Genomic DNA, 15,291 nt, shown 5'->3' on the forward strand with positions numbered 1-15,291 from the left:
CCTCTCCCGGTTGTAACGGAGTGGCGCTCCGGTATTATTCGGAGCGATACTCCGGATTCTAGCGAGGAGCTCGTTCATGAAGTCGACGCTGCCGTTCATCGGCGCAGTGGGACTGTGGGTGCCCGGCATGGACCTACGGTCACCGACTGCGGCCGCCGAGGTCGCCGCCGAGGTCGAGACTCTCGGCTACCGCGCACTGTGGCTGAGCGAAGGGCTGGTCCGTGACCCGTTCATGGAGGCGTCCACACTGCTGAAGGCCACCCGTTCACTGATCGTGGGAACGGGCATCGCGGTGATCTGGGGGCGCCACCCCCGAGTGATCAGGTCGCAGTCGCGGGCGCTGCTCGACGCTCATCCCGGCCGGTTCGTGCTGGGACTCGGCACGTCCCACGCCCGGCTGGTCGAGGGCGTGCTGGGCCTGCGCTACGAGCGGCCTCTGACGAAGCTGCGCGAACACCTCGACCACTTGGACGAGCCCGATCCCCTACTCGAACTGGCCGCGGTCGACAGCGGTCCGGCGCCCCAGGCACCCCGGGTGCTCGCCGCGCTGGGCCCCCGGGCCCTCGAACTGGCGCGGGACCGGTCTGCCGGCGCGTTCTCCTACCTGGTCACGCCGGAACACACAGCCCATGCCCGCGCGGTGCTGGGGCCGGACCGTGCCCTGATCGTCGAACAAGCCGTGGTGACCGGAGTGAGCGCCGGCGAGGCGCGGGCCAGGGCGCGCGCCCACATCGCCGGCTACCTTCCCGGCGCACCGTACCGGGCGAGCTGGCAGCGGCTCGGGTTCGACGACGCCGACTTCGCCGATGGCGGAAGCGATCGCCTGGTCAACGCGCTGGTGGCGATCGGCGACGATGAGATCATGGCGCGGGTCAGCGCTCACCTGGCAGCAGGTGCCGACCATGTGTGCCTTCAGGCGCTGCCCACCGATCCGGTCACCCTCCCACTCGACCAGTGGCGTCGGCTCGCACACCTCACGTGGCGCTCGGCCGGTTCCGCCGCCGTCCCGATCAACTGAGAGGCACTCCCACAGGCGGTGCTTCGACGCGTGTCCGCGATGTGGCCGTGAGCGATGGTTGACGGAGCCGACGCCAGGCAGCTCGCAACCTGAGCCCACCGGCGCAGCCTGACAGAATCGTGAGCCATGATCGACGATTTCGCGAAAGACAATCTGCACGGGAGACTGCGGCGGGACCGCGAGGCGTTGCTCTGGAAACTCGACGGCTTGTCCGAATACGACGCCCGCCGACCTCTGACAGCGACCGGGACCAACCTCCTCGGCCTGGTCAAACACGTGGCCAGCGTCGAGGCCCGGTACTTCGGCGAGGTCTTCGACCGCCCATCCCCGGAACCCCTGCCTCGGTGGCAGGACTCCGACGGCAGCGACCTGTGGGCGACCGAGGACGAGACCCGCGATCAGATCATCGGGTTCTATCGGCGCACGTGGGAACACTCGGACGCGACGATCAACGAGCTTCCCCTCGACGCCCCCGGCCACGTGCCGTGGTGGCCGGAGCCTTATCCCAACACGAACCTGTTCGCCGTCATGGTCCATGTCCTCGGCGAGTCCAACCGGCATGCCGGGCACGCCGACATCCTGCGCGAAGGCCTCGACGGCCGGACCGGGATGCGCCCCGAACACGAGAAGCAGATCGACGAGGAAGCCCGTGCGGCCTACCGCGCGAAGATCGAGCAGGTCGCCAGGGCGGCCGCACCAATGAAGGCTTAACCACAATCGCGCCACCGTGGCCCCGCCAAGGGTGGGAGCCACGGTTCATCTCCGCCCCCCACCAGCAAGATCATTTAAACGCCAGAACTCTCATTCCCCCAACTATCGTTCACAGCCCATGCGATCAGAAGCATGCTCGGTGTCAGCGCGGTGCCGTCGCGAAGAGAAGGCGGTTGGCACTGGTGTAGCCGTGTTCGCGTTCGGGCCATGCGATGCGGGAGGACATCTCCGGTGGGCCTGTTGCCAGGTCCTCTGACACCCCGTGCCTGTCTGCCATCTGCGAGCGCGTCAGACAACAAGGAACCAGCGAGCGGGCACCCGTTGACGAATCAAATGAACGGTCTTTTAATTCGTGCATGGGGCGTATCGCCGGTGTCACCGCCGCCGAGACCCGTGAGCGGCTGCTCCGGGCGGCCGCTGAGGTGTTCGCGGAGCGCGGGTACGACGGGACCCGGGTGGCCGACATCGCCGCCGCGGCGGGGGTGAGCAACGGCGCGCTCTACGCCCACTTCGGCTCCAAGGCGGAGCTGCTGGTGGCGGCGCTGCGGGCGCACGCGAGCCGGATGCTGGCCGACCTGCTCGCCGACGATCCGGACCGGTCGGCGACCGAGCTGCTGCTGGCCATCGGGCGCCGGCTGCCCCGCCGCCGCGACGCCCCCGGCTACCTTCTCGTGGAGGCGCTGGTCGCCGCGCGCCGCGACCCGGACGTGGCCACGCCCACGCGCGACTACGTCGGCGAGCGCGCCGACTGGATCGCCGGGCTGGTGCGCGTCGCCCAGGGTGACGGCGAGCTCGACCCGGCGCTGTCGCCGGAGGCTCTGGCCCACTTCTGTTTCCTGCTCGCGATCGGCAGCGCGCTCGTCCCGCCGGACCTGCACGCGGTGGACGAGGCGGAGTGGGCCGCGCTGCTCGCCCGCGTCGTCCACGGCCTCACGCCCGCCGAAGACACCATAAAAAGGGATTCGACACCGTGAAAGTTCAGATCAACCCCGAGCGCTGCCAAGGCCACGGCCGCTGTTACGACATCGCGCCCGGTCTGTTCGGCGAGGACGACGAGGGTTACGGGACGGTCATCGGCGACGGCGTCGTGCCGCCGGGCGAGGAACGTACGGCCCGTCTGGCGGTCTCCAACTGCCCGGAGAACGCGATCACCGTATCGGAGGAGGCTTGACATGAGCGTCGACGACCGCTTCACCCGGGACTTTCGCGAGGAGGAGGACGAGGCCCTCGGCACCCGCAGCGAGATCATCACCGGTCCCGTCGAGGACTGGGCGACGGACTTCTCGCACCTGGAGCCGGAGTGGGCGGCGGACCCGTACCCGATCCTGGACGACCTGCGGCAGCGCTGCCCGATCGCGCACACCGGCCGGTTCGGCGGCGGCTGGCTGCCGACCCGGTACGAGGACGTGGCGGCCGTCGCGTACGACACCGAGCGTTTCTCGTCGCGGTCGATCGTCATGAGCAACTTCCGGCCGCCGCGAGAGCTCGCGCCGGTGGGCGGCACCCCGCCGATCTCCTCCGACCCGCCGTTCCACCACGACGCGCGCAAGCTGCTGCTGCCCGCGTTCACCAAGACCGCGGTGTCGAGGCGGGAGGCGGCGGCGCGGGCGTACTGCCACTCGCTCATCGACGCGTTCGAGGGCCGTGACGTGGTGGACGCCGCCGCCGACTACGCGCAGCACATCCCGATCCGGGTCATCTCGGACATGCTGGGCTTCCCGCCGGAGGACGGGCCGCGGTTCCGGGTGTTCATCGAGAACGTGCTCGAAGGCGTCAACCTGCCGCCGGAAGAGCGCATGGCCAACTTCCAGGAGCTCTTCGACTACCTGTACGCGCAGATCCACGATCACCTGGACAACCCGCGCGACGACCTGACCACGTACCTGATCGACGCCGAGCTGTACGGGCAGAAGCTCCAGCCGGAGCACGTGTCCGGCACCATGGCGCTGCTGCTCATCGCCGGCATCGACACCACGTGGAGCGCGATCGGCGCGTCGCTGTGGCACCTGGCGAAGACCCCCGCCGACCGTGAGCGGCTGGTGGCCGAGCCGGGGCTGCTGCCGACGGCGATGGAGGAGTTCCTGCGGGCGTACGCGCCGGTCACGATGGCCCGGCTGGTCAAGGAGGACATGACCTGGCAGGGCGTGGACATGAAGGCCGACGACTGGATCCTGCTGTCGTTCCCGTCGGCGAACCGTGATCCGGAGCAGTTCGACCGGGCGGGCGAGGTCGTCATCGACCGGGAGGTCAACCGGCACGCGGCGTTCGGTCTCGGGATCCACCGCTGCGTGGGCTCCCACCTGGCCCGGATGGAGCTGCGGGTGGCCCTGGAGGTGTGGCTGGAGCGGATCCCGTCCTTCTCGCTGGCCGACCCTGAGGCGGTGCGGTGGGCCTCGGGCCAGGTGCGCGGGCCGCGCTCGCTGCCGGTCCGCATCGGCTGAGGGCCGGTGCCCCCGCGGGGCACCGGCCGGGTCAGGACTCAGTCGATGACGACATAGCGGAACGAGCTGTACTGGTTGTCCCATACGGCGTCGTGCGGCCGGCTGTGCCCGAAATTCTCGATCCGGTGCGCGTGGCCACGCCAGTAGGAATCGGTGTAGAACATCGCGGCGTTGCGGTTGGTCGCCACGCTGATGGAGGAGATCCGGTCGTTGACGTTGGTGCCGTTGAGGAACTTGTTGTTGGAGAAGTCGTTGTCGGCGGTGGTGAACCCGGCGACAGTCCCGGTCCCGCCCCGCCCTTCGTAGACGCAGACGGCGTCGGTGCAGGCGGCCGCCGCGGCCGGGGTGGCGGTCGTGACCACGGCCGCCGCGCCGAGCATGGCCAGGGCTGCGACAGAACGCGTGACACGCTTCATCGGTGGTGATGCCTTTCTTTCTGGTGGGCCCGGAACGGGAGAGCCCCGGTCCTGGAGCATGAGGGCGCGAGGCGTCAGCGCTGCCGCGCGATCGCCCGGGAGGCGGCCACCAAGGAGGTGATCGCCTTCTTCCCTTCCCGCAGTTCGTCCAGGTGCCGGGCTATCGCCTGCTGCTGGTAGGCGGCTTCGACGGCCGCCCAGGTGCGGACGACATCCGTCTGCCGCTTGCACCGGACGTCCGCGACGGCGGTCGCGATCTCCCGGGGAGTCGGCCGGTCGGTTCTGAACGCGACGTCGTTGTTCGCCGCCCGCGGCGTGGGATAGTCATGGCCGAGCCGGGCCATGTACGACGACCAGGCCGCGAAGACGCCGGTCACGCGGCTGTCGCTCAGCGAGCGCTCCCAGCTCCACCCCTTCAGGTCGGTGACGCGCCGCATCGCTTCGGCGGCGGGCACGGGGATCAGCCGGTCGTGCGCCTCCGCCTCGCACCCTCCGGGAGGGACGGCGGCGCCGGGACGTCCGGTGCCGTTGGCCGCGGCGAGGTAGCCCGGGTCGGGCACCCGCTGCGGCCCGGCCCGCGGCGCCTCCGACGGGTGGTAGCCGCGAGTCCTGGCGAGTCGTTCGTCCTCCAGCAGGTAGCGCTCGTGGTTGCGGTCGATCCCCGTGGCGGGGGCGCCGTGAAGCCGAGCCTCGCCATACAGCCGCGGAAGAGCTCGGTCCGGGCCCGCAGGACGACGGCCTCCTCCTCAGGGGAGGCGTGATAGGCGTCGAGCGGGAGCACCAGTGGCCGCTGGTCGAGACGGAGGCCCGGGTCCAGGGGCGGCTCCGGCTCCGCCGCGCACGCGGCCAGGGACAGCAGGCATGCCGCCGCGGCGAGCGGTACGAAGCGGTCACGGATGGTTCTGGTTCCCCCGTCGTCCGAAGCCACGTTTCAGCTCCCCCTCAAGCCCCCGAGTGGATCTCCCCCGATCCACAGCTTGTGCCAGGAGGTGAAGATGAGGCCACACCATTGCGTCCTGACGAAAAGGCGCAGATGAGGACGCGATCTCGTGGGAACGGGTGGACGATCCGGGGCGGCGGGCGGAAAGTGGTTGCGGACGCTCCACCTGACGAACCGGGAGGAACGCATGCCCACCACCCATCACGCCGAGCACGTCGGCAGCCTTCTGCGGCCGCCCGAGCTGCTGCGGGCCCGTGAGGCGCACCGGCGCGGCGAGCTGAGCGAGGAGACCCTCGCGAAGCTGACGGAGGACGCGGCGCTGGCCGCGATCGACCTGCAGCGCGAGGCCGGGATCGAGGTCTTCACCGACGGCGAGATGCGCCGGGCGACCTGGATGGCCGGCCTGCTGGAGTCGCTCGGCGGGGTGGTGCCGGCCGAGGTGACGAACTCGGCCTGGTTCAGAGGCGACGGTCAGCCGGTGCCGCCCGACGAGACCTCCTTCGACATGGTCGCCGCGAACGCCCGGCTCACCCAGAAGAAGCACCTCACCGCCGCCGAGGCCGACTTCCTGGGGCGGCACGCGCCCGGCCCCTTCAAGATCACCATGATGAGCTCGTCCATGGGGAACCTCCTGTGGCGGCCGGAGATCAGCGCGGACGCGTACCCCGACCCGGGCGCGATGATGCGCGACCTGGTCGCGTTGCGGATCGAGGAGATCAGGAAGCTGATCGGGCTCGGCGTGCGGTGGATCCAGCTCGACTCGCTGGGCTACAACTTCGTGATCGACCCCGGGTTCCGCATGCGGATGTTCGGCGCCGCCGCCCCTCCCCCGGAGGTGCTGCTGGACGCCACGATCGCGGTGGACGCCGAGCTGGTCCGCGCCACCAAGGCGATCAACCCGGACGTCACGGTCGGCATGCACATCTGCCGCGGCAACAACCGCAGCGCCTGGATGTCCAGCGGCGGCTACGAGCCGGTCGCCGAGCGGCTGTTCGGCGAGGTCCCGGTGGACCGGTTCCTGCTGGAGTACGACACCGAACGGGCCGGCGGCTTCGAGCCGCTGCGGTTCGTGCCCCGGGGGACCACGGTGGTGCTCGGGCTCGTCTCGTCCAAGGTGCCGGTCCTGGAGTCACCCGACGAGCTGCGCCGCCGCATCGACGAGGCCGCCGCGTTCGTGCCGCCGGAGGATCTGGCGATCAGCCCGCAGTGCGGGTTCGCCTCCACCTCCAGGGGCAACCTGCTCACCGTCGACGACCAGCGGCGCAAGCTGGAGCTGGTCGCGCGGACGGCCCGGCTGGTGTGGGGTTAGCCGGCCACCCGTGCCAGCGCCTCGGCCACCCGTTCGACGTCGGCCTCGGTCGTACGCCAGTTGGAGAAGGCGGCGCGCAGGGCGGGCACGCCCGCGTACACGGTGGGGGTGACGAACGCCTCGCCGGACGCGGCGACCGCCCGCGCCACCTCGTCGGCGCGGGACGGGTCCGCGGCGACGGTGAAGCAGACGACGTTGAGCCGTACCGGGGCGAGCAGCCGGTAGGCGGGCATGGCGGCCAGCCGCTCGCCGAGCCGGGCGGCGAGCGCGACGTCACGCCGGACGATCTCCGCGTGGCCCTCGCGCCCGTAGGCGGCGAGCGTGAACCAGGCCGCCAGCGCCCGCAGCCGCCGCGAGTTCTCCGGGGTCAGGTGGACGAAGTCGGGGTCGTCGCCGACAGCGCCGAGGTAGGCGGCGGAGTTCTGGAAGACCCGCGCCTGGAGGTCGCGGCGGCGGGTGAGCTGGACGGCGCTGTCGTACGGGACGTTCAGCCATTTGTGCAGGTCGACGCAGATCGAGTCGGCCTCGCCGAGCCCGTCGACCAGGTGGGCGTGCTCAGGTGAGAGGGCGGCGAAGGCGCCGAAGGCGGCGTCCACGTGCAGCCAGAACGGGTGCCGCTCGCGCAGCGCGGCGATGGCCCGCAGGTCGTCGTAGTCGACGGTGTTGACCGTGCCGGCGTTCGCCACCACGATCGCCGGCTCCCCGTCCAGCTCGCGCAGCGCCTCGGCGAGCCGGTCCACGTCGACCGCCTCCCTGCCGGGCAGCGGCTCGACCCGCCGCAGCGCCGAGCGGCCGAGGCCGAGCACGGACAGCGCCTTGCCGATGCTGGAGTGCGGGCTGCCGGACAGCACCCGCACCGGGCCGAGCGCGGCGAGCCCCTGCTCCGCGACCGAGACGCCGCGCCGCTCGCCGATCCACTCGCGGGCGACGGCCAGTCCGGTGACGTTGGACATGGTGGCGCCGCTGACGAACGCGCCCTCGTACGCGACCGGCAGGCCGAGCAGCTCGCGCAGCCACGAGACCGTCTCACGCTCCAGGCCGGCGGCGGCCGAGTCGAGGTCGCCCACCACGTTCTGGTCCAGCGCACCGGTCAGCCAGTCGCCCGCGAGCGCGGCGGGGGTGCTGCCGCCGGTGACGAACCCCAGGTAGCGGGGGCCCGCGCTGGCCGAGAAGCCGGGCTCCCAGCGCCGCGCGAACGCTTCCAGCGCACCGCGCGCCCCCTCGCCGCGCTCCGGCAGCGCCACCGGCTCGCGCCGCCCGGGTGGCGGCGCCACCGGCCGCTCCGCCAGCCCTTCCAGTAGGCGTACGGCGTGCTCCTGGGTTTCCTTGAGCAGGTCGGGCAGCTGTACGAGATCGTCGTCGAGTCGCGGGTCCATGGCCCCAGCGTAGGGACGGGGCCGCCGGGAGTATCCGGCCAATCACCGGCAAGTGGCCCGGAAAGGATAATCCGTGGCGGTCTCCGGAGGCTGGGGCCTAGCGTGGCGGGCGATGATTCACGAGAGTCCCCTGGGATACCTGCTCGGCATCGAGGGCATGGCGCTGCTGCGGGCCTTCACCGGCGCGCACGGGCGCGAGTTCACCGAGGCGCGCATCGCCGAGATCCGGAAATTTCTGGATGACCCGCGGTTGGCCGACGCCGCCGTGGACGTCGCTCGCGTGGACCCCGTCGCGGGCTACCGCATCTGGTCGGCCACCTACGACGGCCCCAACGCGGCCTTCGACCTCGACGAGCCGATCCTCCACGAGATCCTCGGCGCGATCCCGGCGGGCGATGCCCTGGACGCGGCGTGCGGCACCGGCAGGCTCACGGCCCTGCTCGCCGGGTACGGCCACCGCGTGCGGGGCGTGGACAGTTCGCCCGAGATGCTGGCGCTGGCACGGAAGAAGGCGCCCGGCCGCGCGTTCCTGGACGGTGACCTGGACCGGCTACCGGTGGCCGACGACGCCGTCGACCTGGTCACCTGCTCGCTCGCGCTGACGCACGTGCCCGCGCTCGGGCCGGTGCTGGCCGAGTTCGCCCGGGTGCTGCGGCCGGGCGGGCACGTGGTGCTCTCCGACATCCATCCGGACAGCGTGGCGCGCGGCGTGGTCCCGCCCGTGCGCCTGCCGGACGGCAGCCCCGGCCGCGTGACCACGTACCGGCACGGCATCGGCGACTACCTGCGCGCCGCCCTGGCCGCCGGCCTGCGCCCGCGCCGCTGCGAGGAGCTGACTCCGGAGCCGGACGACGGCCCGCCGCCCGCCCCTGCCGAGGCGCTCGGCCCGTGGGACGTGTGGCCGTGGGTGCTGACCGACCTGGCCCCGGAGGCGGCCAGGGCCGCGAGCGCCGGCCTGTCCTCGATGGTCATCTGGCACTTCCAGGCGGACTGACGACCCTCCTGGCCCGGCGGGGTCCGCTAGCGTTACCGCCGTTGACGTCGAGTCATGGTGGTGACGGTGATGGCGGCGGAGAAGAAGACTCCCGAGGGCGCGGCGGCGCCGCGGCGACGCCGCGATGCCGCCGCGACGCGGCAGGCGCTGCTGGAGGCGGCCCGCCGGCGGTTCGCCGGTGACCGCTACGAGGCGGTCAGCGTCAGGGACGTCGCCGCGGACGCCGGCGTCAACGTCGCCCTGGTGTACCGCTACTTCGGGTCCAAGGCGGGGCTGTTCGCCATGGCCGCGGCGGACTCGGCCATGTTCGGGCAGCTGGACGTGCCGGCCGAGGAACTGCCGGACCGGATGGCCGAGCTGTACGGGTCCGGTTCGGAGAGCCCGCTCGCCCTGGACGACCTGCTCACGGTCTGGCGGCTCCTCGGGGAGACCCCTGGTCAGGTGGAGCTGCCCGAGGAAGTGCGGGACTACGCCGAGAACACCGTCGTCGGGCCGTTCACCACGGTCGCGGCGGGTGACGACCCGCGGCTGCGCGCGGAGCTGGCCGCCGCGCTGCTCGCCGGGATCCGGGTGATGCGGTGGGCGTCCCCGGAGGGACGGCTGGCCACCGCGCCGCCCGAGCAGGTGGTCGAGTACGTCCGCCAGGGAGTGCGGGCGCTGCTGCACGGTGACACCACCAAGTAAACGTGTTTACTTATTGAAGAGGCCCGGGCTAAAGTAAACCTGTTTACTTCGCCTGAACGCCGGAGCCTGCCATGAGCACACAGCGCACGCACCACGTCACCACCACCGACGGCGTCACCATCGGCGGGACCGTGCACGGCCGGGGGCGGCCGCTCGTGTTCCTGCACGGAGCCATCGGCGACGGCGACCTCGACTGGGGCCGGCTGGTGGGACACCTCACCGGCCGGTTCACCTGCCATCTGCCGAGCATGCGCGGCCGCGGCCTCAGCGGCGACCACCCCGACCTCAGCCCGGGCAGGCAGGTCGACGACGTCCTCGCCTACCTCGACAGCTTGGGCGAACCGGCCGGACTGGTGGGCTGGTCCGCCGGCGCCAACCTGGCGCTCGGCGCGGCGGCGCGGTCCGGCACGCCGCGATCCGACACGGCGGCGCGATCCGGCGCGGTGGACGCGGTGGCCCTCCTGGAGCCTCCGATGCGGGGTCTGATGGACGAGCGGGAGCTAGCCGTCATCGTCGGCGCCATCGCCCGCATGGGCGAGTTGGCCGCCGGAGGCGACGTGACGGCCGCGATCCGGGCGTTCGCCGGCGGGCCCTTCGGCGACGAGGAACTCGCCGTCGCCGAGGAGGCCGGCTACTTCGAGGCCGCAGGCCGATACGTCCCGCACCTGCTCAGCCTCCTCGGGCAGGTGGAGTCGTCCGGAGGTCCCACCGTCGAGGACCCGGCCGTGCTGGGCGCGGTCTCCGCTCCCGTGCTGGTCCTGTACGGGTCCGGCACCATGGCCTTCTACCGCGCGGGCGCACGGCATGTGGCCGGTCACGTCCGCGACGGCCGGATGCGCGAGATCCCCGGCGCCGGGCACGCCGCCCCGCTGACCCATCCAGAAGCGCTCGCCGAGGCGATCACCCGGTTCTTCGGAGCCGGGTAGCGGCACACCGCCGGGCCCTCGATCGCCCGCTGCACCGGCGGTCGAGGGCCCGGACGGCTCCCGGAGATCGCGCCTGCCGCCTGTCCGGCCGGCGCGCGGGTCACCCCCGGTGGTGATCCGCGCGCCGCCTCGCCGGGCGGTCATCCTCCTGGCGTCCCGGGGACTCACTGGACCGCGCAGGCGGCCCCGTTCAGGGTGAAGGCGGAGGGTTTCGCGGTGTTGCCGGTGTGGGTGGCCTGGAAGCCGAAGGTGACCGTGGCGTTGGGGGCGATGGTGCCGTTGTAGGGCGCGTTGGTGGCCGTGACCTGGCCGCTCGACGGCGTGATCGTGGTGTTCCAGGCGCCGGTGATCGTCTGGCCGGCGGGCAGGGTGAAGGCCAGCGACCAGGCGGTGACGGGCGAGGTGCCCCTGTTGGTGATGGAGACGGCGGTCGTGAAGCCGGTGTTCCAGGTGTTCATGGTGTAGCCGACCTGGCAGGGTCCCGAGACGGTGGGCGTGATGGTGGGTGTGGAGGTGGGGCCGCCGCCGGAGTCGAGGCCGAAGAAGCGGATGGTCTCGGCGGCCATCCCGCCTCTGGGCAGGTCGTGCCCGGCGCCCTGGAGGCTGATCGCCTCGACCGGGGCCGTGCCGCCCGTGCCGCCGTAGCGGGTGCGGGTGTAGCCGGCCTGCGGCGTGTCGGTGGAGGACGGCGTCTGGCTCAGGCCGTGGACGTTCGTCCACTGCTTGATCTGCTCCTGGAAGTTGGGGTAGCGCAGCGTGCTGTCCTCGGTGCCGTGCCAGATCTGCATGCGCGGCCGGGGGCCCGCGTAGCCGGGGTAGGCGGCGCGGACGAGGTCGCCCCACTGCTGCGGCGTCCTGACGATCTGCCCGTTGGCGCACTGGCTGTTCCAGCTCGACCCGTCGGTGGTGGCGAAGCAGCCGAACGGGACGCCCATGTAGGCGGCGCCGGCCTTGAACACGTCGGGATAGTCGCCGAGCAGCACGTTGGTCATCATCGCGCCGGAGGAGACGCCGGTGACGAAGGTGCGGTCCGGGTCGCCGCCGTGGCGCTGGTGGACGTACCGGACCATGGACATGATGCCGACGGGGTCGCTGCCGCCGTCGCGCCGCAGCGCCTGCGGCGAGGAGACGTCGAAGCAGGCCCCGCTCCTGGTGGCCGACGGGTAGACGACGATGAACTTGTGCCGGTCGGCCAGCGAGGCGAACTCGGTGCCGGAGTGCAGGGCGGGGCCCGAGCCGGTGCAGTAGTGCACGGCCAGCAGCACCGGCGGCCGCGACCCCACGCCGTCGGGCACGTACAGGTGCATCCGCAGGTTGGTGGGGTTGGTCCCGAATCCGGTGACCTCCACCAGCTGGGCCGACGAGGCCGGGGCGGCGAGGACCAGGCCGAGGACGGCCAGGAGGGCGGTGGCGACCGCGGCTCCGGCTATACGGTGACGTGCTCTCATCCGCGCCTCTCCCATCGGGGGGTCGAAACATTTCGATGGTGAGCCGAAATTTTTTGTCGAGCAACCGGTGGCGCGCCCGCCCTCAGCAGGTCAGCCCTCTGACATGCGCAGACGATCTAGCAACGGCGAGAAACTTTCATGGCCGGCCCGGCGGGACCAGGTCGGCGAGCGACAGCGCCAGCCAGATCTGCAGCCGGTGGTCCGGATCGGACAGCGGGCGGCCGGAGACGCGCTCGGCGGCGGCGAGCCGGCGGCGCAGCGTGTTGCGGTGCACGCCCAGGCGGCGGGCGGCGGTCTCCAGGTTCTCCCCCGACTCCAGGTAGGCGCGCACGGACGCGATCAGGTCACCGCCGTGCCGCTCCTCGTGCTCGCGCAGCGGGCGGAGCACCGCGGCGGCGAAGCGGCCGGCGGCGTCCGGCACGATCGCCTCCCGCAACAACGCCCACGGCTCCAGGTCGTCGACGTGGGTGTAGCCGCCGAGAGCGGCGAGCCCCGCCGCGTGCCGGACGGCGGCGGGCAGCTCGTCCAGGCGGTGCGCCCGGCAGCCGCCGCCCGCGGCGCCGAGCAGGCCGCACAGGTCGCCGCCGCGCCGCCGCCCGTCCTCGGGCAGCACGAACAGCGTGCCCTCGGGCCGGGCGCAGACGAAGGCGTGGGAGCCGGCCGCCACCTCTTCGAGCGCCTCGACGGCCGTCTCAAGGGCGATCTCCTCCCGTACCAGCACGACCTCGTACGGGGGCGGCGCGACCTGGCACAGCTCGCCGAGCGCGGGTGCGGGCAGCACCCCGTCGAGCGCGGCCGACAGCAGCCGGCCGCGCTGGACGTGCTCCCTGACCCGGCCGGCCCGCACGCCGAGGAGTTCCAGGGCGAGCAGGCAGGCGGCCTGGTTGGCCAGCATCCGCACGTGCCAGTCCAGCGGCGAGGCGGTGCACACGGCCAGCCAGCCGATCGGCGGCCCGGCGAAGCCGAGGCTCTGCACCTGGACGGCCTGGATGCCGTCGTCGAGCACGCCGGCGCTGCGCGGGGCCGCGCGGCCGGCCGCCTCCACGGCGCGGGCGTGCCACGGCCGCTCCCCCTCCGGGCTGGCGGCGGCGGGCTCGGCGTGCGGGCCGAGCAGCAGCGCCTCGCCGCCGGCGTGCTCGGCCAGCGCGCGCAGGATGCCCGTCGTGCCCGAGGTCAGCGCGGCCCTGGCCGTCGCCTCCTGGGCGGCGACGACCTTCCGCTCGCCGCGCACCCGCTCGTCGGCGTGCCAGCGGGCGACCGCCTCGGTCACGGCGACGAACGGGGTGAGGATCTCCAGGACCGGCAGCCCGCACGAATCGGCCGCGTCCCGGACGTCGCGTGGCACCTCCGCCATCGCCTCGTCCAGCGCGAAGGCGAGCGCCGCGCAGCCCGCGACGGACAGCCGTTCGACGTACGCGCGCCGCCCCTCGGCGTCGCCGGGCAGGCCAAGCCCGATGGTCAGGACCAGCTCGCCGCCGCGCAGCCACGGCACCGGGTCGGCCAGCTCCGACACGTGCGCCCAGCGGACCTCCCGGCCCAGCCCCGCCCGTCCGGCGAGCAGGCGCATGCTCATCCCGGGCAGCGTCATCGCCTGGGCGACGGTCAGGGCCATGACGCATCCTCTGCAAGGTGCATACCGCACTCTAATTCATCGCCAACGGTGCGATTTGCCCCGGGGGCCGGTGCTGTGACCTGCGCATATCGTCATCGCACCCCCTGATGACCCCGGAGGACCCCATGAAACGCGCCAACAGAGCGGCCGGCGCCGCCTTCGTCGGGACCACGATCGAGTGGTACGACTTCTACATCTACGCCACAGCGGCCGCGCTGGTCTTCGGGGATCTCTTCTTCCCGAACGCGTCGAGCCCCACGGTCGCCCTGATGGCGTCGTTCGCCACCTACGCCGTCGGGTTCTTCGCCCGGCCGCTCGGCGGCATCGTGTTCGGACACTTCGGCGACCGCGTGGGCCGCAAGTCGGCGCTGGTGGTGACGCTGGTCATGATGGGCGCCGCCACCTTCGCGGTCGGCGTGCTGCCCACGTACGAGAGCATCGGCGCGCTCGCGCCGCTGCTGCTGGTGGTGCTCCGCTTCGTGCAGGGGCTGGCCGTCGGCGGCGAGTGGGGCGGGGCCGTGCTGATGGCGGTCGAGCACGCGCCGGAGGGCCGCAAGACGTTCTTCGGCGGGTTCGCCCAGCTCGGCAACCCGGCCGGCGCGCTGCTCGCGACCGGCGCGTTCAGCCTCATCACGCTGCTCGGCGACGACGTGCTGCACACGTGGGGCTGGCGGGTGCCGTTCATCGTCTCGGCCGTGCTGGTGTTCGTGGGCCTGTTCATCCGGCTCCGCGTCGAGGAGTCGCCCGTCTTCCAGAAGGTGGAGAAGGCCGCGACGCCGATCAAGGAAGTGTTCCGCCTCTCGTGGCGGTCGGTCCTGCTCGGCATCGGCACGCTGCCGGTCGCCATCGGCGGCTACTACATCCTCACCACCTTCCTGCTGGCGTACGCGACAGGCGAGTCGGTCGGCGCGTCCGAGCAGCTCATTCTCAGCGGTCTGAGCTTCGCCGCGTTCGTCGAGCTGGTGGCCACGCTGGCCATCGCCTGGGTGGGCGACCGGCTGGGCAGCCGCAAGGTCGTGGTCTTCTTCCTGGTGATCACCGCCGCGCTGGCCGTGCCGCAGTTCGCGGTGCTCGGCTCGCAGAACGCGTTCCTGATCTTCGCGATGCTGGGCCTGATGAGGCTGGCCACCTCGGGGACGTACGGGCCGATGGCGGCCATCCTGTCCGAGATGTTCCCGCCGCAGGTGCGCTACACCGGCATCTCGCTGGCCTACCAGGGCGCGGGCGCGATCTTCGGCGGCCTGTCCCCGATCGTCGCGACCGCCTTCGTGGGCGCGGCAGGCGGCGCGGCCTGGCCGGCCGTGGCGATGCTGGTCGGCATGTGCGCGCTGAGCGCGATCTGCCTGGCCGTGGCGCCCCGCTACCGCGACCCCGCCCCGGCCGCCCCGGCCACCCACTGATCCCGTAAGGAGAGTC

At 72.3% G+C, this 15,291-nt stretch carries 15 protein-coding genes; 10 read left to right on the forward strand and 5 right to left on the reverse strand.

Features of this window, described 5'->3' with window-relative positions; translation table 11 throughout:
- Positions 1 to 76 precede the first annotated feature (76 nt).
- The 5 genes from ACIBF7_RS21930 to ACIBF7_RS21950 all read left to right on the forward strand — a co-directional run bounded on the left by ACIBF7_RS21930 (position 77) and on the right by ACIBF7_RS21950 (position 4,170).
- Entirely contained in the window at positions 77 to 1,018 is a 942-nt protein-coding gene (locus tag ACIBF7_RS21930; protein ID WP_397197982.1) for a TIGR03620 family F420-dependent LLM class oxidoreductase, read from the forward strand.
- Between the two features lie 126 nt (positions 1,019 to 1,144).
- Positions 1,145 to 1,729, forward strand: a complete 585-nt coding sequence (locus tag ACIBF7_RS21935) for a DinB family protein (RefSeq protein ID WP_397197983.1) — start codon at positions 1,145 to 1,147, stop codon at positions 1,727 to 1,729.
- A 356-nt stretch (positions 1,730 to 2,085) separates the two neighbouring features.
- Positions 2,086 to 2,703, forward strand: coding sequence for a TetR family transcriptional regulator (locus tag ACIBF7_RS21940; RefSeq protein ID WP_397197984.1), 618 nt, complete (start codon positions 2,086 to 2,088; stop codon positions 2,701 to 2,703).
- The gene (locus tag ACIBF7_RS21945) at positions 2,700 to 2,900 is read left to right on the forward strand and encodes a ferredoxin (protein WP_148033233.1); all 201 of its coding nucleotides are present in this window, start codon (positions 2,700 to 2,702) and stop codon (positions 2,898 to 2,900) included. Before ACIBF7_RS21940 ends, ACIBF7_RS21945 begins: the two co-directional genes overlap by 4 nt.
- Before the next feature lies 1 nt (position 2,901).
- Positions 2,902 to 4,170: a cytochrome P450 gene (locus ACIBF7_RS21950; protein WP_219551206.1), complete on the forward strand. Its 1,269-nt coding sequence runs from the start codon at positions 2,902 to 2,904 to the stop codon at positions 4,168 to 4,170.
- Between the two features lie 38 nt (positions 4,171 to 4,208).
- Here the strand turns inward: ACIBF7_RS21950 and ACIBF7_RS21955 are convergent, their stop codons facing one another.
- Entirely contained in the window at positions 4,209 to 4,586 is a 378-nt protein-coding gene (locus tag ACIBF7_RS21955; RefSeq protein WP_397197985.1) for a peptidase inhibitor family I36 protein, read from the reverse strand.
- A 74-nt stretch (positions 4,587 to 4,660) separates the two neighbouring features.
- Entirely contained in the window at positions 4,661 to 5,146 is a 486-nt protein-coding gene (locus tag ACIBF7_RS21960; protein WP_397197986.1) for a hypothetical protein, read from the reverse strand.
- Between the two features lie 567 nt (positions 5,147 to 5,713).
- On the opposite strand from ACIBF7_RS21960, the gene ACIBF7_RS21965 reads away from it, so the two are divergent.
- Positions 5,714 to 6,835: a cobalamin-independent methionine synthase II family protein gene (locus tag ACIBF7_RS21965; protein WP_219551200.1), complete on the forward strand. Its 1,122-nt coding sequence runs from the start codon at positions 5,714 to 5,716 to the stop codon at positions 6,833 to 6,835.
- Here ACIBF7_RS21965 and ACIBF7_RS21970 read toward each other — a convergent pair.
- The gene (locus ACIBF7_RS21970; RefSeq protein WP_397197987.1) at positions 6,832 to 8,211 is read right to left on the reverse strand and encodes a pyridoxal phosphate-dependent decarboxylase family protein; all 1,380 of its coding nucleotides are present in this window, start codon (positions 8,209 to 8,211) and stop codon (positions 6,832 to 6,834) included. The two genes, ACIBF7_RS21965 and ACIBF7_RS21970, sit on opposite strands and share 4 nt — an antisense overlap.
- 112 nt (positions 8,212 to 8,323) lie before the next feature.
- On the opposite strand from ACIBF7_RS21970, the gene ACIBF7_RS21975 reads away from it, so the two are divergent.
- The 3 genes from ACIBF7_RS21975 (at position 8,324) to ACIBF7_RS21985 (ending at position 10,815) form a co-directional block, all read left to right on the forward strand.
- Positions 8,324 to 9,205, forward strand: coding sequence for a class I SAM-dependent methyltransferase (locus tag ACIBF7_RS21975; protein WP_397197988.1), 882 nt, complete (start codon positions 8,324 to 8,326; stop codon positions 9,203 to 9,205).
- Between the two features lie 54 nt (positions 9,206 to 9,259).
- Entirely contained in the window at positions 9,260 to 9,889 is a 630-nt protein-coding gene (locus tag ACIBF7_RS21980) for a helix-turn-helix domain-containing protein (protein WP_397197989.1), read from the forward strand.
- 71 nt (positions 9,890 to 9,960) lie between these two features.
- Positions 9,961 to 10,815: an alpha/beta fold hydrolase gene (locus ACIBF7_RS21985; protein WP_397197990.1), complete on the forward strand. Its 855-nt coding sequence runs from the start codon at positions 9,961 to 9,963 to the stop codon at positions 10,813 to 10,815.
- A gap of 164 nt (positions 10,816 to 10,979) precedes the next feature.
- Here the strand turns inward: ACIBF7_RS21985 and ACIBF7_RS21990 are convergent, their stop codons facing one another.
- Together ACIBF7_RS21990 and ACIBF7_RS21995 are read right to left on the reverse strand one after the other, a co-directional pair.
- Positions 10,980 to 12,263 (reverse strand): PHB depolymerase family esterase, encoded by a 1,284-nt coding sequence (locus ACIBF7_RS21990; RefSeq protein WP_397197991.1) that lies wholly within the window; start codon positions 12,261 to 12,263, stop codon positions 10,980 to 10,982.
- A 136-nt stretch (positions 12,264 to 12,399) separates the two neighbouring features.
- Entirely contained in the window at positions 12,400 to 13,875 is a 1,476-nt protein-coding gene (locus ACIBF7_RS21995) for a PucR family transcriptional regulator (RefSeq protein WP_397197992.1), read from the reverse strand.
- Between the two features lie 125 nt (positions 13,876 to 14,000).
- On the opposite strand from ACIBF7_RS21995, the gene ACIBF7_RS22000 reads away from it, so the two are divergent.
- The gene (locus ACIBF7_RS22000) at positions 14,001 to 15,275 is read left to right on the forward strand and encodes an MFS transporter (protein WP_261808734.1); all 1,275 of its coding nucleotides are present in this window, start codon (positions 14,001 to 14,003) and stop codon (positions 15,273 to 15,275) included.
- Positions 15,276 to 15,291 lie beyond the last annotated feature (16 nt).

This window comes from Nonomuraea sp. NPDC050478, assembly GCF_044458265.1.
Classification (GTDB): domain Bacteria; phylum Actinomycetota; class Actinomycetes; order Streptosporangiales; family Streptosporangiaceae; genus Nonomuraea; species Nonomuraea ferruginea.